The organism is Wolbachia endosymbiont of Cylisticus convexus, from assembly GCF_003344345.1.
This window is the reverse complement of the sequence record NZ_QPIP01000006.1, coordinates 24,049-42,899: the sequence shown is the minus strand read 5'-3', so window position 1 is coordinate 42,899 and position 18,851 is coordinate 24,049. Positions and strand designations below refer to the sequence as shown.

Annotated in this window: 13 protein-coding genes, 1 tRNA gene and 1 pseudogene; 7 read left to right on the top strand and 8 right to left on the bottom strand. The window is 34.5% G+C overall.

What is annotated here, in order from left to right; translation table 11 throughout:
* Positions 1–20: 20 nt before the first annotated feature.
* The 3 genes from dnaJ to Wcon_RS01375 form a co-directional block, all read right to left on the bottom strand.
* Positions 21–1,148 carry a molecular chaperone DnaJ gene (gene dnaJ, locus Wcon_RS01390; RefSeq protein WP_114516938.1) on the bottom strand — a complete coding sequence of 376 codons (1,128 nt, stop codon included), beginning with the start codon at positions 1,146–1,148 and terminating at the stop codon, positions 21–23.
* An 82-nt stretch (positions 1,149–1,230) separates the two neighbouring features.
* A tRNA-Arg gene (locus Wcon_RS01385) sits at positions 1,231–1,308 on the bottom strand.
* A gap of 766 nt (positions 1,309–2,074) precedes the next feature.
* A complete protein-coding gene (locus tag Wcon_RS01375) occupies positions 2,075–5,059 on the bottom strand; it encodes an AIR synthase-related protein (protein ID WP_114516937.1) in 2,985 nt (994 codons plus the stop codon).
* A 99-nt stretch (positions 5,060–5,158) separates the two neighbouring features.
* Here Wcon_RS01375 and Wcon_RS01370 point away from each other — a divergent pair, with 99 nt between their 5' ends.
* A complete protein-coding gene (locus tag Wcon_RS01370) occupies positions 5,159–7,912 on the top strand; it encodes a PD-(D/E)XK nuclease family protein (RefSeq protein ID WP_114516936.1) in 2,754 nt (917 codons plus the stop codon).
* Here the strand turns inward: Wcon_RS01370 and Wcon_RS12985 are convergent.
* Positions 7,869–8,024 carry a ribose-phosphate pyrophosphokinase-like domain-containing protein gene (locus Wcon_RS12985; protein WP_237349971.1) on the bottom strand — a complete coding sequence of 52 codons (156 nt, stop codon included), beginning with the start codon at positions 8,022–8,024 and terminating at the stop codon, positions 7,869–7,871. The two genes, Wcon_RS01370 and Wcon_RS12985, sit on opposite strands and share 44 nt — an antisense overlap.
* A gap of 123 nt (positions 8,025–8,147) precedes the next feature.
* Positions 8,148–8,285, bottom strand: coding sequence for a hypothetical protein (locus tag Wcon_RS12980; RefSeq protein ID WP_237349967.1), 138 nt, complete (start codon positions 8,283–8,285; stop codon positions 8,148–8,150).
* A 402-nt stretch (positions 8,286–8,687) separates the two neighbouring features.
* Between Wcon_RS12980 and Wcon_RS11725 the strand changes: the two genes are divergently transcribed.
* The 4 genes and pseudogenes from Wcon_RS11725 to Wcon_RS01350 form a co-directional block, all read left to right on the top strand.
* Complete coding sequence (locus Wcon_RS11725) at positions 8,688–8,879, top strand: hypothetical protein (protein WP_237349966.1); 192 nt, start codon at positions 8,688–8,690, stop codon at positions 8,877–8,879.
* A gap of 64 nt (positions 8,880–8,943) precedes the next feature.
* Positions 8,944–11,019 (top strand): coiled-coil domain-containing protein, encoded by a 2,076-nt coding sequence (locus tag Wcon_RS01360; RefSeq protein ID WP_237349965.1) that lies wholly within the window; start codon positions 8,944–8,946, stop codon positions 11,017–11,019.
* A gap of 136 nt (positions 11,020–11,155) precedes the next feature.
* The gene (fumC, locus tag Wcon_RS01355) at positions 11,156–12,541 is read left to right on the top strand and encodes a class II fumarate hydratase (RefSeq protein WP_114516935.1); all 1,386 of its coding nucleotides are present in this window, start codon (positions 11,156–11,158) and stop codon (positions 12,539–12,541) included.
* A gap of 544 nt (positions 12,542–13,085) precedes the next feature.
* Positions 13,086–13,271: pseudogene (locus Wcon_RS01350) on the top strand (hypothetical protein); the annotation flags it as partial.
* An 89-nt stretch (positions 13,272–13,360) separates the two neighbouring features.
* Here Wcon_RS01350 and Wcon_RS01345 read toward each other — a convergent pair.
* Entirely contained in the window at positions 13,361–13,612 is a 252-nt protein-coding gene (locus tag Wcon_RS01345) for a hypothetical protein (protein ID WP_114516934.1), read from the bottom strand.
* 235 nt (positions 13,613–13,847) lie between these two features.
* Here Wcon_RS01345 and mtaB point away from each other — a divergent pair, with 235 nt between their 5' ends.
* Positions 13,848–15,074 carry a tRNA (N(6)-L-threonylcarbamoyladenosine(37)-C(2))-methylthiotransferase MtaB gene (gene mtaB / locus Wcon_RS01340; RefSeq protein ID WP_114516933.1) on the top strand — a complete coding sequence of 409 codons (1,227 nt, stop codon included), beginning with the start codon at positions 13,848–13,850 and terminating at the stop codon, positions 15,072–15,074.
* 63 nt (positions 15,075–15,137) lie between these two features.
* Positions 15,138–16,085, top strand: coding sequence for an outer membrane protein (locus Wcon_RS01335; RefSeq protein WP_410543445.1), 948 nt, complete (start codon positions 15,138–15,140; stop codon positions 16,083–16,085).
* 300 nt (positions 16,086–16,385) lie between these two features.
* Here Wcon_RS01335 and Wcon_RS01330 read toward each other — a convergent pair whose 3' ends face one another.
* Positions 16,386–16,889 carry a protein-disulfide reductase DsbD domain-containing protein gene (locus tag Wcon_RS01330; protein WP_047758699.1) on the bottom strand — a complete coding sequence of 168 codons (504 nt, stop codon included), beginning with the start codon at positions 16,887–16,889 and terminating at the stop codon, positions 16,386–16,388.
* Positions 16,890–17,111: 222 nt separating this feature from the next.
* Entirely contained in the window at positions 17,112–18,770 is a 1,659-nt protein-coding gene (groL, locus tag Wcon_RS01325) for a chaperonin GroEL (RefSeq protein ID WP_114516932.1), read from the bottom strand.
* Between the last annotated feature and the right edge of the window lie 81 nt (positions 18,771–18,851).

Below are 18,851 nucleotides of genomic sequence, written 5' to 3'. Positions count from 1 at the left end.
TAAATAGCTATTTCTTTATGTCATCTAACAGATTTCTCATTTTTTTTTACTTTTCCAAAAAATCCTTCGGATTGTTGCACATTTGCATTTTCTTCTTCAAGCGCTTTTAATAGCTCAATTTGCTTTTGAGTTAAATTCTTTGGATTTAAAGTCTCAACTATTACTTGTACGTATAAATCGCCACGAATATGTGAGTTCATATATGGCATACCTTTTTCCCTACAACGTAATTTAGTACCGGTTTGAGTGCCTTCAGGGACCTTTACTTTTATTTTAGTTCCATCAATTGATTGGACATCAATTTCACCGCCAAGTACTGCTAGTGTCATTCTTATAGGCACTTTACAGTGTAAATCTGCTCTATTGCGAGTAAAGATTTGATGAAGAGCTATTTTCACGCATACATATAAATTTCCGCTTTTTCCACCTCTTGTTCCAGCTTCTCCTTTACCGCTTACCCTTACTTTAGCTCCCTCTTCTATGCCCTTTGGAATTGAAACGGATATATTTATTTCATCTCTTTTACGTCCATTCCCACCGCATTTCCTACACTTATTTTGTATTAATTCTCCTTCTCCATAGCATGTGGTGCACGTCCTTTCAATGGTAAAAAAGCCTTGTTGAGCCCTAATCCTACCGCTTCCCTGACATGTGTGGCACTGAACTGGTTTTATTGCTCCTTCGCTACCTGTGCCTTGACATGTATTACATTTTACATTTGTTACGTAAAGTATAGGTGCTTGTATTCCTTTAAACGCCTCTTCTAAGGTAATTTCAAGGTCGTAGCGCAGATCTGCTCCAGATATTCCTGTCGTACTTCTTTTTGCTCTTGACCTACTTGTACCACCACCGAATCCCCCACCAAAAAAATCATTAAATATATCGCTAAAATCCCCTCCAGCTTGGCTGAAATCAAATCCACCAGAAGCACCTTCATGACCATAACGATCATAACCTGCTCTTTTTTCAGAATCGGATAGAATTTCATATGCAGCTGTTACTTCTTTAAATTTTTCCTCTGCTTCCTTATTACCAGAATTTCTATCAGGGTGATATTTTAATGCTAATTTTTTATATGCTTTTTTTATCTCATCAACACTAGCATTTCTGCTCACCTCTAGCAGATCATAGTAGTCTTTTTTGCTCATATGTAATAGTTCAGTATTTAGCCTTTAAAGATAGGTATTGCATATATCAATTTCAAGTATGACCCCTATTTCCTATAAAATATGGTGCACCCTGAGCGACTTGAACGCCCGACCTTTTGATCCGTAGTCAAATGCTCTAATCCAACTGAGCTAAGGGTGCTTGCACAAAATTGACTTTAGCAGGTTTTGTGGTTTAGTTCAATTGATTTGGCTAAAAATAAAACCTTTACCATACATGAAACTTATAAAAAACTGCATTAGCTCTCTTGAGAAGAATTTTGAAATTCCAGCCACTTTAATTTTATGATTAACTTAGATATAACAAGTTATGTAGAAATCTTAAAATATTTCTTATTTATTAAGCAGAATAAATACATTCCTGTAAATAAGCAGATACTCAATATCGATGCATAAGAAAATTTAAAAGTTAAATCTCGAATATATATTGATAAGCACTTACCTGAAGAAAATCTGTATAGTAGCCCAACACACACAACGGTACTATCAATAATTGATGCTATAATTAAAGTAACAAAATTTGCCATATGAAAATTCAACTTGGACTTTAGTTCTTCAAAAATAATTATGCTTGAGAGAAGAGAAACTAAAATTGCAGTATATAAAACCAATATCATCAAACTAAAATTTTGTAATTTAAAAAGACAACATATCACTGTACATGCTATTAAGCTGTACGTAGCTTTGCTTCTACCATAAAATTCAACCATTGAGTTGACAACTAAAGCAGCTCCCACAAATAAAGCAGCACATATCATTAATTTATTTGAAGCGTTGAGTAAAGAAAGACTGATAAACAAGAGTATCGATAAAATAGACATAGTTACCTACCCAGAAATAATATACATTTATTCTAAGTAAACATTACGTATAGTAAAAGAGTTATTAAACATAATACAAAAAATATTTTATATTATGCTACGATAACTGCTTCCCAAATCTTTCAGATCTACTTTTAAGATATCCTTTATGTTTAGAAATTTCTCTTCTGTCACTTTGCCAATACATGAAAAAACTATACCTTTAAACAATTTTTCAAACTTCCACTGATTTTGCGGGGCAATGGTTACTAATATTCTACTTTGCGATTCAGAAAACATTATTATCTTGTTTATTAGATCTATATTCTGTGTTTTTCCTACTTTCACTATTGAAAGATCAACTTCAGCACCAAGATTACCTGCAATTAGCGATTTTGCCAAAGCAACAGCCAATCCTCCCAGATTTGGTGCAATTGCAGAGGCAATTATGCCATCTTTTATTGCCAGATTGTAGAGCTCATACAACTTCTTGGCTTTCTTTGCATCTACTTTTGGTACGTTGTTATTACCTATTCCACTATATAACTGATATTCAGACCTACCAAGTTCATCAAGTGTTTCTCCAAGCACGTATATTAAGTCCCCTGGCATTTTCACATCAAGCGATACTGCATTTTCAATATTTTCTATAATTCCAATTGCTGAAATGAGTAATGAAGGTGGTGCAGATATCATCACTTTCTCGCCATTTTCATCATATCCCTTGAAGTCATTGAACATACTGTCTTTTCCGGATATAAATGGCGTTTTAAATGCAGTTGCATAATCATAACAAGCCTCCGCAGCTCTCTTTAGTTGCCAAAGTCTTTCTGGATTGTAAGCATCACACCAGCAAAAATTGTCGAGCAACGCCAAGTGATTTATATTTCCTCCTGCAGCTACATAGTTGCGTATTGCGATGTCAATCGCGCATGCTGCCATATGGTAAGTGTCAATTTCTCCATAACTTGAGCCAAACCCCTGTGATTTCACAACACCTTTGTTTGAAGAAAGAACCGGCCTTGAAACAATTGCTTCGCTGCACACTCTTCCCTTGCCCTGCAATGGTTTCAGCACTGACGAGCCCTGAACTTCATGATCGTATTGTGCCACTATGAACTCTTTGCTGCATATGTTTGGTCTGCTTAGCATTTCTTTTAGCTCAGTCTCTTGATTTATTGTATTGCGTGTTGGAATGACGGCAGGCTCCTTAGAATACGGCTTTGTCTGTAAATGCATTTTAGGGTTGCCATCATGCAAAAACTCAGTTTCCATATCCATTATTACTTTCCCTTTTGGACATTTAACAATAGCTTTACCACTATTGCTGAACTCTCCAATTACGCTGACTTCCACATCATGTTTTTCCATGATCTGCTTGAACATAAGGAGGTTTTCTTTCGGCACTGCTAAGGTCATTCTCTCTTGTGATTCTGATATCCATATTTCCCATGGAGCCATATCATCGTTTTTAAGTAGAACCTTGCTTAGATCAACTTCAAATCCATCTTTTCCCATTTCACCTATAGAAGATGACAGCCCTCCTGCTCCGTTATCTGTTATTGCATTGTAAAGACTGAGGTCTCTTGCTTCTATAACTGCATTGGACAATTTTTTTTGCGTTATAGGATCACCAATTTGCACAACTGTTGAAGGGCTGCTTCCTGACAGCGCCTCTGAGGAAAATGTTGCGCCGTGAATGCCATCCCTTCCAACTCTTCCGCCAATAATTACAATTTTATCGCCATTTTTGGGTTCTTTTATGTGTGAAGGTGCATTATTTATATTGCGTGGAATGATCCCGACGCTTCCAACAAAAACTAACGGCTTTCCACAGAACCTATCATCAAAATATATCGATCCAAGTTGCGTTGGAATACCAGAGCAATTACCAGCAACATTAACGCCATGGATCACTTTTTTCATTATATATTTTGGCGGTAAGATTTCATCAGTGCGCTCTTTGTCTCTATAAAGTTTGCCTTTTGCTTCTTTGGTAAAGCAAAAATAATAAGTGTTCATTATAGGTTCTGCACCTTTGCCGAAACCTACTATATCGCGATTAACTCCAAGCACTCCAGTCATTGCTCCACCAAATGGATCAAGAGCTGAAGGACTATTGTGGGTTTCAACTTTGTCTACAATCAAGTAATTGTCATCGAAGATTATTCCTCCTGCGTTGTCGGAGAAAACTGATACACATATGTCAGAATTTATCTCACGCGTTGCACGCTTAATATAATGTGCATATAAGCCGTCTTTTATTTCATCAATAGAAGAGCAAAAGATGTTGTGCTTACAATGTTCAGACCAAGTCTGTGCAAGAGACTCAAGTTCAATATCATATGGATTCCTACCGAGCTTTTTAAAGTAATCCTTTATAGCTTTCATTGCTATCAGAGAGAGCCCTAAAGTGCCATTACCATCGATTCCGTCTCTACTGATTTTTTCAAGCTCTTGGTCACTCACGTTGAGGTCAACAGACTTAGTACTATCCTCTGTCATCCCAACCCTACCTTCTGTCATTCCAGTGCTTGACACTGGAATCCAGTTTGCATTATACAATTGCTTGAAATTTTCTGGATCCCAGTGTCGGGGCACTGGGATGACACCAGATGTTGTATTCGATTTACCATAATATTTCCGGCTGTAGTTCTTGCAGATAAGTGTACAATACTCAGTAATAGGGTTGAACTCTTGTTTTATATCGTCTTCAGTTGCTTGACTTAGAATCAATTTTGAACTTCTTGCTTTTATATGAACATCTTCATCGACATAGCCTTTGCTTATTAAATACTCTCTAACAATTTGTTTCACTGTGTTGCCTACATTGTCGGTCATGCCAGGTAAGAAGCTTATCTCCAAGCCCCACTTTGCTTGTGGTTCTATGAAGTTATATTGAACTTCTTCAAGGTCTTCATTGTAGAAATAATAACGGCAGTCTTGTATGACTTTATTATAAAATAATTCACAAATTTCTTCGTGTAATTTTGATGGTAATTCTTTGCTTATGTAAATCGAGTAAACATTTACTAACCACCTGTGGCCAACTTGCTTACATTTATTTAAAACTTCTATTCTGATGTTTGTCATGCAATATTATTAAAGAATTTGATATATAATAACATAAGAAACTGCGAGCAAATTTATATTTTGCTGTACAATAAAGCATTGTACTAGTAGTCATTTTTCATGGGAAGAGTTTTTACCGTTAACGTAGATGAATCCCTTTTTGATGTGCTGGTTCAGCATATATTTTCTGAATATGAAAGAAAAGAAATTCCTGAAATAAAGATCATACTTCCCTGCAAGAGGGATGTGATAGCATTACTGAGTGCATTCAAGAGTTGCAGCGCTATAATTTTGCCAGAGATAGTTTCACTAGAGAATATTGATGAAGAAGATTTAATATTAAATCTTGATAGAGTTAAAGTTATCAACCCAACAAAGAGAACGCTGCTACTCATTCAATTCATATTGGAGTGGAATAAAAAAAACAATGATAGTTTTCCAATCGATCTGGTTTACAGTCTGCTGTCATTGCTTCAATATACCCAAATAGAGGGTGATTATCAGCTTGATGAGCACTCAAAGAAAGTAGTGAATTTCATAAATTTACTTATCAAAACTTGGAGTAACACTTTAAAAGATTTAGGAGTAATAGATATACTAAAGCATAAGAGTGACTACATAAATAATATGATGGATTCCCTGCAGAAAGATCAACATATAATCTTTGTTGGAATTGGAAAGGGTGAAATCTACAAGTTATTGATTAAGGCTATATATGATCTGCCATTTGGAAAGATAATTCTACCTAACCTGAATTTGAAAATTAAAGAAAAAGATTGGAAATCACTTGATAAAAAACACTATCAACATTGCCTAAAAGATCTGCTCGATTATTTAAATGTAAGCAGGAAGGACGTAGAGGTACTTTCTGGAGTCTATGGATCCCAGTATCGGAGCACTGGGATGACAGAGGGGGGAGCTAGAAACACCCACTTTGGTGTCATTCCAGCGTGTGACGCTGGAATCCAAAAAAAAGAACCAGTGTCAGCTACTTGGATGGAAGAAAAAAGAGCTGAGATGACAGGAGGTTCTACGGAATATCTAGATTACATCTTCGATACAACTGCCAATCTAAATAAGGTTAGTGATGGGTGTATTGAAAATATCGAAGTTATCACTTGTGATTCGAGGGAGGAAGAAGCACAAGTGACGTCACTGATTATAGAGAATGAAGGTTACGAAAATGTTTCTTTGTTTGTCTTTGATAAATTACTTGCAGCTCGTATGGCGTGCACCATATCGGAAAACTATTCTTGTATAACGCTCCTATTTTACAGCATTGAAGTTTTGACCTCAAATTGGAACAGTGTGGCACTGCTTTCGCTACTAAAACATAGTCTAGTGACTTTTGGTTACACTCAAGAAGAATACACTTGTATTTTGTCTGAGTTTGAGATAGAAGTATTGCGTAGCTTTAATACAAATGGTCTTAAGGATATTATTAACGCTATTAATACTTGTGAAAAGCTAAGATATAAAGAAGATATATTAATCATTATCAGTAAGTTGAAGATTATATTTAATTCTTTACTTCATTTTACAAATTATACTATTTTTGATATGACAGCAGCTCATTTGCAGTGTGTTAATGTGCTTTCTAATATCAATTTTTTAGAGCTAAATGGTGAAATAGGTAATTTTACTCGTGATTTCTTAAATGCATGTGAGGATGTAGCAATCAAATGCTCCTTAGAGTTATATAGCCAAATCCTGATATTATTTTTAAAAAGAAAATTTTTTTCTCCAGAAGATAACTTAGATAAATTCAGCTTATATCACAATAAAGTTGTAATACTTGCTGGATTTAATGATATACCAGGTTTTCAGAATCCGTTTTTGAGTGCACTGAATAGAGAAAAATTTAACCTTCCTTCTGTGCAAGAAGAGCAAGGGTACTTTTTGTATACTTTGCGCAATTTATTTGGTACTGGCAAAGTTTATATTACGAGGCTAGTGAGTGATAGAAAATCAATTCTATTGCGCCGTTTGGAGGTTCTGTTACAAGAATCAAAATATCCTTATCGCGATTGGCTAAGAATATTAAATACACCTGAGTGCATTGTTTCATGTACTCAGCCTATGCCCAAACCTCAAACTGAAGTTAGGCAAGCAAAAATGCAGGTGATGTCTTGCAGTGCAATAGAAAAGCTAATTCGTAATCCTTATTCATTTTACGTTGAATATATACTGGGCCTTAAACAATTAAGAGACTTGAATTTTAAACCATCTATATTGGAATTTGGCACTATGGTGCACAACATTCTTGCAAGATATTTACGCAACAAAAAGTCGCTAATGATTATTGCACGAGAAGTATTCTTGTCTAATCGGTTCCACTTTTCAAATATGTGGTGGATAAGACTGCAAAGAATAACTCAATCTTTTATCGAATTTGATGAGGTGAGAAACAATCATATCGAGTTAGAGAAGGAGTTTTCTTATCCAATATTTCATGATCAGTGTCGAGCTACTCGAGTGACAGAAGAAATTTCACTGACAGCAAGATGCGATCGACTTGAGTATCTACCAAGTGGGCAAGTAGCAATTATAGATTATAAACTTGGTTCACCACCTTCCAATGAGGAAGTTATGTCAGGATTTTTCCCGCAATTAACTTTACAAGCTTTAGCAGTGGAATACACAACAAAAAAAGAAGTCTCGGAGCTTGCTTATTGGAAACTTGATTATGATAAAATAAAGGTTATTGCTTTGAAAGATTATAGACAAAAAATGCACGAATTTCAGAATATTCTACCAAATTTCTTATCTAATTATTTAAGAGATACTACTCCCTTCATTGCCTCTCCGTATTTCAATAAATTCCTAAGATTTAACAGCTACAAGCAACTAGAAAGGATAGAAGAATGGTTGTAACTAATTTAGCACTTAAGGCAGATTGCATATTATTGTTTTTAATAACCCTATCCTGCCTATTATATTCATAATAAGGAACAATTGCCGTACTCTCTTGACCTCTTTGCTGCATCAATTGTAAGCAGAAGCTCAATAAGGTTATCATTTACAGGTGGAGAAATACGCATACTTCTTGATTATGTAGATCATTTGCTACTTGTATCTTCATAACATAAGGTATTAGAGCTAAAATACCTTACAGGAAGGGAGAAGCTTCTACATTTACCTTACCATCGGCAAATCTTAACACCCGAGTAGGGAATAGTTGAACATTTAGCCCACTCGCTATTGAATTTTTTAGTCCTTTACTAGCACTGCCTATTATTGCTTTCATATATACTCATTGAGTTTTTAAAACTATACAGAAATCATGGAATGATTGAAGCTTTATTCTACTAAATAATCTTCCTCCTGGATGATTGTGAGCTAATGTTATTGATCTTGCTAACGCTTTTTTAGACAAGGTCAAACCAAAGCTTTTTAAGGTAGCACCTTTATAGTTTTCGCGTCCAATAAAAATTCTTGCATAGCCTAAAATGTAGTGCTAATATTAGTATAGTAATACAAATAGGTAGTGAGGAATAATAAGCAAATAACTAAGGCCGGGTTTGATACTCGCAGTTACTCCTAATGCAACTAAATTTAACTACAAAGGTTAACATAAAAGGAGTTCTGATAGCTTAGTCACTCCTAAAGTAGATGTATTACCAAAACAATGTAGTAAAGGGGGTGTACTATGTCAACAAAATTCCTGATATTAAAAAACATATTAGCAGAGCTGAAAAGAAAAAATAACATTACTGTTTTAGAAGAATACTGTCAGGGCAAATGGGAGTTTTATGACTCGTTAATGGATTTGGCAAATGATGAAAAAGCGTATAAAGACCTTATAGAATTAGCAAATCAGGCAAAAAAAAGCTGTAAGTAAGTATTTTAGAAGGAAAGACATAGAGCTTCAAGCTCTTTATGTAGAGACTGAAGATGCTAATAGAGTGTTAAACATTAACCTTACTAATTACAATAGAAGTAAGCCAATAAGAATTAGCGATATCTTGCAGCAAGAAAGGGATATTAGCGAATTGAATATCTATTGCGATAAAAAGCATAACATATACGCTTATCGAAAAGGTAAGGAAAGACATTATAAATTTAAAGAGGATGCATATTATGAAATGACAAGCACTTGGCCTGTGCAGGACAAGCATGGGAAAACTTTTACCTGTACTATGGTTATGAATGTAAGTAGTTCTGGTATAACTGAAGTACTGCAGTTTAATGGTAAAGATTTTGAATCGCCACCTAAGGAGTTTTGGAAATTAGTAAGACAAAATGAGGAATTATATATTCAAGGCCTCTCTCTACATGATGCTGTAAAAGCATTATTGGCAAAGAATAAAAATGCTTCAGCTGTTAGTAATCTGCAAAATAACGAACATAGCCAAGACGAAAAGCTGAAAGATCTTAAAAATGATATTAAAAACAGCTCTATTCTTTCTCTCGTTGGCAACAACGTATCAACTCAAACAGAGATTAATCCACAGCAGATTGCAACTCAGGTGATTCATCCAATTGCAATTCAAACAGGAGTTAATTTACAGCACACTGAAACTCAGACAGAAGTTGCTGTGCAGCACGTTGAAACTCAAACGGGAATTGGCTCTCAACAAGCTGAAACTCAGAATTTGCAAGAAGTTGCAATTCAGAATTTGCGAGAAGCTGCAGTGCAAACAGAAGTTAACTCACAACAATTAGATCAAAAGCTTACAAAGGCTGAGCAAGAAATTAGAGAATTAAACGAGCAGAGGAACCATTTACAATATAGGCTCGATGAGGCTAAGCAAAAAAATGTGGAGTTAGAGAAGCATAATAGTGATTTACAAAATGAACTTGGAAAAGAAAAGCAAAAAAATGCAAAATTGCAAGCTGAACTAACACAGAAAGATGAAGAGTTATCAAGTATATTAGTAGATCTGCAAGAAAAAGCGCAAGAACTTGAAAGTGTGCATGAAGAAAAGAAAGACCTGAAGAAAAAGCTGGAAGTTGCCAATGCAAAAAATAAGAAACTGGAAGATACATTGCAGATAGAGAGCGAGCAAGCAGAACGTATAATGATTGAAGAGAATGAGCGTTTAACGAATTTAAAATATAGACTCGACAAGGCTAAGCAAAAAATTGAAGAATTAGAGAAGTATAATAGTGATTTACAGAATGAACTTGGAAAAGAAAAGCAAAAAAATGCAAAATTGCAAGCTGAACTGACACAAAAAAATGAAAAGCTAGCAAATATGTCAACAGAGTTGCAGGGAAAAGCACAAGAACTTGAAAGTGTGCATGAAGGAAAGGAAGACCTAGAGAAAAAGTTAACAATTGCTAATGCAGAACGAGAGAAACTGAAAAGTAAAGTGAATCAGTTAGAAGAAGAGGCAAATGAAAATGAAAATGAAGTAGACCGCATGAGATATCAACACGATAAATCGTTAACGAATTTAAAATCTCAAATGCGAAGCTTAGATGATGAGTACAACACAAATTTGGAATCTTATAAACAATGTATAGATCAACTAAAGTATGAAAATGGAGAGTTAAAGAGCAAGCTAGAGCTTAAAGATGAACAGAGTGAGAGGCAAAGAGAACAGTTACGGCAGGAGATAGAAGAAAAGGTAGAGAAGGAATACCATCTATTACGGGAATCAAAGTTTAAAGAATATGAGAATAAGATTGAGGAATTGATGCAAATAGTTGCAGATAAAGTTCAGGAAATTGAAAGAATAAATAAAGAAAGAAAAGAGCTAAACGGTAAAGTGCAATACTTAAATAGCCAAGTAGAAATGTTAAGTCCAGTGAGTGATCAACTATTTGTTAGTAAACAGGAGGTTTTGTGTAGTCGTTCAAAAACGTTTTATCACCTTACAGAAAAAATTGATGATTCAGAAAAAAAATCTAGATCTTCAAGCTTTGATAGCGTATTTAATAGCGATGATGATGATCACTGTAGTTCACCTCTAGGTCCCATCAGCAGTACCTCAAATGTGTGTATTAATCAGCTGAGACAATTGCAGTTGAATTAGTGCTCATAGTGATAGCATTGGCAGTTACATACAAGATCTAATATTGAAATTGATAGAGTTTGGAAGGTAATAGACAGTTGACACTGAAACCCAATATGATTTACATATGTAGTGTCAAGTACTAGAAGGAGGAAATATGGATAAAAAAGTTAGAATAGAATCAGATAGCTTAGGAGAAGTAAAAGTACTAAGTGAACATTATTGGGGAGCGCAGACTCAACGTTCTTTGGAAAATTTCAAAATTGGCACAGAGAAAATGCCGGAGCCTCTGATTAAAGCGTTAGCAATAGTAAAACTTGCAGCAGCACGTGTTAACATGAAGCAGGGTAGCATAGATAGTAGGGTAGGGGACGCAATCTGTGCAGCTGCAAAGGAAATAATAGACGGTAAATTCAATAACGAATTCCCGCTTGTTGTTTGGCAAACGGGGTCTGGAACGCAGACCAATATGAATATAAATGAAGTGATCAGCAATCGTGCAATAGAGATTTTAGGCGGTGATTTGGGTAGTAAATCTCCAGTGCATCCAAACGACCATGTGAATTATGGTCAATCATCAAATGATACTTTTCCGACAGCAATGCATATAGCAGTAGCAGAGCAAATAAACCGCTTGCTTATTCCCAATCTTGAGGAATTATATAAAGCGCTAAATAATAAGGTTCAGGAATTTAAAGATATAATAAAAGTAGGACGTACTCATCTGCAAGATGCAACTCCTCTAACACTTGGACAGGAATTTTCTGGCTATACGGTTCAGATTAAAAAGGGAATAGAGAGAGTAAAATCGACTAACGTATATGAACTTGCACAAGGTGGCACCGCGGTTGGCACAGGACTCAATACTAAAAAAGGCTTTGCCGAGGATTTTGCTAAAGAAGTGGCAGGAATCACCAATCTTCCGTTTATTTCAGCAAAAAATAAGTTTGAAGCGCTAGCAGCAAATGATGCTTTGGTTGAGCTCAGTGGAGCACTCAATACAGTAGCAGTCAGTTTGATGAAAATTGCAAATGATATAAGGTTACTTGGTTCTGGTCCAAGATGCGGAGTTGGAGAAATAATGTTACCAGAAAATGAGCCTGGCTCTTCAATCATGCCAGGTAAAGTGAATCCAACTCAATGTGAAGCAGTAACTATGGTATGTGCTCAAGTTATGGGAAATCATGTTGCTGTGACAATTGGCGGCTCAAATGGTCACTTTGAATTGAATGTGTTTAAGCCAGTGATAATTTACAATGTTTTACAGTCTATAAGACTTTTAGCTGATGCAAGTTTAAATTTCGCAGAAAAATGCGTAGTTGGTATTAAAGCAAACGAAGAAAGAATAAAGGATTTACTGAATCAGTCATTAATGTTGGTCACTATATTAAATACACATATAGGATACGATAATGCAACAAAAATAGCTAAACTTGCTTATAAAGAGAACATCACTCTAAAAGAAGCAGCGGTAAAACTTCAGCTACTCACTGAGGAAGAATTTGAAAGGATAGTGAAACCAGAAAAGATGATAAATCATTAGTGCCTACTCCTCTATTCTTTCGTCTGCTAGATCTAGAGTATAAGTAGTGTAGATACTGCTAAAGAAAAAGCCGGGAATGTTCAAAAAAGTGTGTCAAGCCTCCATTTTTTATATCAATTTATTACTTTTTTTTTCAGTTTGACACACTTTTTTGAACCATAGGCGTCAAGTTAAGGAAAAGTGGCATAAGAAAGAAGGGAAGCGGTAAAAATTATTTTAGATATTAAACGATAAAATTAGTAATTTACAGACTCTTTAAAAAAAATTATCTTATTTTAGATCAAGATTTCTTAAAAAATAAATATAACAAATAAACCTTAAATGGTTGCTATATTGGGCGTATTCTCTTAACTTGACACCTATGCTTTTTTGAACATTCCCAAAATTAGAGGAAACTTGGGATGAAGCTTATTCTGACACTTATGTAATAAAGGATATAGATGAATTTGCATGGTAGTATAGTAAGCTTCAGGGTTTAGCAAAACTGTTGGACTGCTTTTTATTTATATCGCTTAAGGTTAATATTTTTTATCATTGGCCTTAAGCCTTTTTTTCTCAGGAACGCAACATTAAAATGTTAAATAACCTGACTGCATATCTGCAAATTCTTTCCGTGAGCTCCAATTCTAGCGATTCTGTTTTAAATAACAAAATTATAGTGTTTACTGGTAAGCTACGAGTAGAGGAGAGGCAAAATAAAGCTCTGGGAGCAAAGATCAGTTCAAGTCTTATATCCCCCAACTTTTGCAGTTATTAATTCACTTACAAGTTATTTAAACAGAATACACATTAGACATCCAATAACGATGATAACCTATATTATAACACTTCGAGATCCGTAGAATAGAGCTGGCTAAGGTTCTCATACATTCCTGTATGCTGAGAACATAAAAGCTCTTTTGATTCTATCCCTAAACCCTCAAGCATTTGCTCCTGTTCAGCTATAAGTTCTAGTAGTCCTGTTCCTCCACTTTGACTTATTTCACTTCGTTCAAGACACATAAGTTCTTTTAACTCTGCTATGTCATCTCTAGAAAACTGATTTTTTTCAGAAAAAGTTGCTTCACTCATATAGTCCTCTTTATTGATAAAAAAGTACTTTATACAATGAAATAACTAAGATAATCTAAATTCTTGTGTCATATTTACAACTCAGTATAGTTATATGGTACATTTTAGATAAGGATTTAGTACTCTGGCTATATTTCTCTAAACGCAGCACATAATTCAGCAAGCACTTATTTACCAAAAAATAGTCATTTTGTTTGGATATTTGATATAATTTAGGTCTATTGAAGCAAAGAATATGAATGAAGTGATAACATTTGGTTGTCGTCTAAATTTTTACGAGAGTGAGTTAATCAAAGAAGCATTAAAAAAAACAAAGAGAGAAAATGTTGTTGTAGTGCATAGCTGTGCAGTGACAAACGAAGCAGAACGTCAAGTAAAGCAAAAAATACGTAAGATTTATAAAAATGACCCAAGTAAAGAAATTATCGTAGTTGGCTGTGCCGTTCAGTTGGATCCTGAATCATATAGTGATATTCCGGGTGTAAGTAAAGTGCTGGGTAATCAAGATAAGCTAAGAGCTGAAAATTATCTACTAAATAATGATGAAATCTTAGTTAGTGATAACCAAGTAAAACCCATTCTAATTAATGGATTTGAAGATAAATCAAGAGCATTTATTGAAATTCAAAATGGTTGTAATCATAGCTGCACATTTTGCTCAATTACTGAGGCAAGAGGGAATAATCGATCTGTGCCAATAAACAGTATTATAGAGCAAATTAGGATTTTTATAGAAAATGGGTATCAAGAAGTAGTGTTTACAGGGGTTGATATTACTGATTTTGGTACAGACTTATTTGCTAAGCCATCACTTAGTTCAATGATTAGAAGAGTTTTAAAGGATATACCACAGTTAAAGAGACTAAGACTTTCCTCTATTGATGTTGCTGAAGTTGACAACGAATTAATGGATTTAATAGCTAATGAGTCAAGACTTATGCCTCATTTACATTTGAGTCTACAATCTGGTAATAATTTAATACTAAAGAGAATGAAGCGTCGTCACAACAGAGAGCAAGTGATAGAATTTTGTCATAAAATGAAGAGCTTGAGGTCTAATATAGCATTTGGCGCTGATATTATTGCTGGGTTTCCAACAGAAACTGATGAAATGTTTCAGGATACAGTTGATCTATTAAAAAAAATAAATATAGTTTACCTGCATGCTTTTCCATATTCAGAGCGGAAAAATACGCCTGCTGCACGAATGCCGCAAGTACCAGAGAATGTGCGTAAAGAACGAGTAAAAAGCTTAAGGGAAATGAATAAAGAAATGATGAGCAGTTTTTATCAATCTTTGATTGGCACTGAACAAAGTGTTCTGGTTGAACAAAATCATATCGGTAGAGCGGAAAATTTTGCACTAATAAAGCTTAAATCAAGAGTTCAAGCTAAAAGTATTGTGAAAGTTCATGTTACAAGAACAGAAAATAATTATTTAATTGGAAATATTCTTTCTTAATTTTTGTACATAAAAGAAATATATGATATAAGTAGTTATGCTATAAATAATAATTCATTGGTGATGAATAAAATATCTGTTACTTTATTTTTCATTTTCATTACATGTGTCTATTTTTTTATTACTTATATCAGTAACAATACACACATTGAGCAAGTGCAACCCTTAAAATTAGAAACAGACAATAATGAAAGTGTGATACATTCTGAAGAGGTTACAGAAAAAGAAATACCAGTAAAATATCAAGAACTTGAAAGTAATTCACCTTCTATTCTCCAAGTAGTTGATCAGAAAAATATGTGGTCACGTATTGCAGATCAAGTTGATAATGAGCAGATTACAAAGGAAAAATCAAAAAAACTTGGTTTTTATGTTAGTGCTAACGGCGGTAAGATATACAATGATAGCTCAGAAGTGTTTGTGAAGGGCATTAAAGGAATAGGGCAATGGTTTATTAATTTAATCGATACAGCTGATCCTAATCTTTCTTGGCAAGACAGGTTAGGATCAGTGCTTATCAAAGCGGGATTAGTGAATAAAATTGAGAGTATACAGAAGTTTAACGGTAAAATTGATTTCCAGTGGCTTAGCAGCATATCTGTAGGTTACTATGCTGGGGAAAATGGCCGAGTTGATTTTGAGACCATGTATTCTAAAGTCAATATTAAAGATAGTAATTCTCCTCCGATATTTGATAGATCAGCAAGCGTATCTGCGTTTCTATTAAATTTTTATTATAACCCCAATGTTCAAAATACGCAATTTGCTCCGTATATCAGTCTTGGTATAGGATCAATAGTTTTTAGATTAAAAGCGCTTGATGAATCATTACAAGGTCTGATACCGATGAATATTCCTTGGTTTGCTTATCAAATAAAGCTTGGTGTTGATTATTCAATAATTCCAGAAGTTAAAACCTTTCTCGGCTATCGTTACTTTAATATTCCAACACCTGTTGCAGACGACATATCCACCCATAATATTGAAGCTGGTTTAATATTTAATTTTTAGTAATGATTTAATACAGGCAATGGCGTCAACTTAAATTAGCAAACTCTCCTAAATTATGATACCTTATGAAAAAATTCATGCCTTTTATTATTTGATCTGCAAATTCTTTATTAAAAAAATTCAGAAAAATGCTGTATAATTACCCATAAACTTTGGTATAACTTATCAAAGGTTAGTATAACCTTCAACCCAGAAACTTCACAACAGCTTATTGAATTAGCTAAAGCCACTAAACAATCTGTTCAAAAATTAGCAGGAATAATATTTTTAAACTATTGCCTTACTTGCCCACTGAGAACTCTATTTTTCATACCACTCATTTATGAGTTTATTGATATCAGAGTCTATAAAATCCTTTAGCGGTTGCCTGGTTTTTACCTCAGCATTTTTAGGGATACACCTATCTTTACATATTGCATACTTTATATGAAAGTTAATATCAACGTATTCCTGATTTGGAACTATATTAGTTTTAAAGGGAAATAACACCATATCTTCATATACGTTACTAACAAATGTAACTTGTCCAACTTTATCTTCATGTTCCTTGGGAGTAGGCCAATGGATATCTATATTTGATGTGTTACCCTTACAATCAAAGGAAGTGGGAAGGCCGAAATCTCCAGGATCTTTGTAATATATATGCCAACCCGGTTTTATTGTAACCTTTATTGCGCCTTCAATGGCGAGATTTGCTTCATTTACTTTACCAATGAGCAGATCAAATTTTGCAACTTCTTCTTCAGCATGCAATTGAGTGCAAAAAAAAAGCAAAAGTAGCATTGAATGTATACGTATTTTCATAAATACTCTATTTACGAAGAAAATAATTTGAATTTTAGCTGTTATAATAAATAATATTATATAAATTATTTATTAATATAGTGTTATACTAATACAAGTATACTAGCAATTATAACTTTCATATGCTATTTTTTATTGTTAAGCAGTCGCAATATAATGTAAGATTTCCGAGAACTGGAAAGATACCTTGGAGCAACTTGCTCCAAGGCTTGTTTTATTTATTTAGAATCCATTCATTCCACCCATTGCTCCTGCACCCATAGGTGATGAAGCATTATCTTCTTTGTTTGGTAGATCAACTATCATAGATTCCGTAGTAATGAGTGCACTTGCTACAGATACTGCTATTTCAAAAGCAAAACGAACTACTTTTGTCGGATCAATTACACCATTTGTTGATGCATTAGCATAGTTCATAGTCTCAACGTTGTATATAAGCTCTTTATCATTCTGCTTAATTAGATGATCAATGATAACAGCAGATTCAAGACCAGCATTTTTAACCAATCTTTTGATTGGAGCACTGAGAACTTTTTTGACAATGTTGATACCTATTTGCTCTTCATCACTTGCACCTTTTAGCTTATCAAGAGCAGATGCAGCGTAAAGAAGTGCAACTCCACCACCTGGAACTATACCTTCTTCAATTGCAGCTCTTGTTGCATGCAGCGCATCTTCGACTCTATCTCTACGCTCTTTCACTTCCACTTCAGTTGCTCCACCAACTTTGAGCACAGCAACACCACCTGATAATTTTGCTAAACGTTCTCTTAGCTTTTCTTTATCATAATCAGAGGTTGAAGTTTCAATTTGAGACTTAATCTGGTTAATTCTAACATTTACTCTGTTTTGTTTATCACAGTCACTGTCTTCACTAACAATTGTAGTATTGTCTTTAGTGATTTTAACATTTTTAGCAGTACCAAGATCTTCAAGGGTTAAATCTTCCATCTTGATTCCAAGCTCATCTTTTATGACATACTTAGCACCTGTTAAAGCTGCTATGTCTTCGAGCATTTCCTTTCTCCTATCACCAAAACCTGGAGCTTTTACTGCAGCAACTTTTAAACCACGTAATTTGTTGATCACTAAAGTGCTTAATGCTTCACCCTCAATATCTTCTGCAATGATAAACAAAGGTTTACCGGACTTGAAAATAGCCTCAAGAATAGGAAGTAAAGGTTGAATAATATTAAGTTTTTTTTCCGTAATCAATAAATATGGATCATCAAGCTCCACGCTCATCTTTTCATTATTTGTGATAAAGTATGGAGAGAGATAACCGCGGTCGAACTGCATACCAGTTGTAAGTTCGACTTCTAATTCTTTTGAACCCTTACTTTCTTCAACAGTGATAACACCTTCTTTTCCAACCTTTTTAACAGCATCAGCAATGCTACTACCAATATCTTTATCACCATTTGCAGAAATTATTGCAACTTGTGCAACTTCATCCATTTTCTCTAAAGAAATTGTGCGAGACATCGACGTAATTTCTTTTAATACCACATCTTTTGCCTTCCGTATTCCATTCTTGATACCAACACGATCATTTCCAGCTGCAATTAACTTTGAAGCTTCTATTACCATATTGCTAGTTAGTATTGAGCACGTTGTTGTACCATCACCAACTTTGTCATTACATTGAGAGGAACTCTGAGCAAAGACATTTACTATTACAGCGTGTAATGGTTTTTCAGGCTTTATGCCTTTCATTACTTTATAGCCATCTTTTGTGACCTCTGGTCCACCATACGGCTTACTAATTGCTACTGTTTTTCCATTAGGCCCTGCAGTTATTGCCACCGTTGAGTCAACCATTGCTGCAACTTCACGAAAGGCTTCTTGTAACTGTTCGCCTGATACTACTATATTAGCCATTTTTATCACCCCTTAAAAAATTTAAAATATTAAAATACATAATGCACTATATAGCGCATTAATTTAGTAAAATAGAGATAA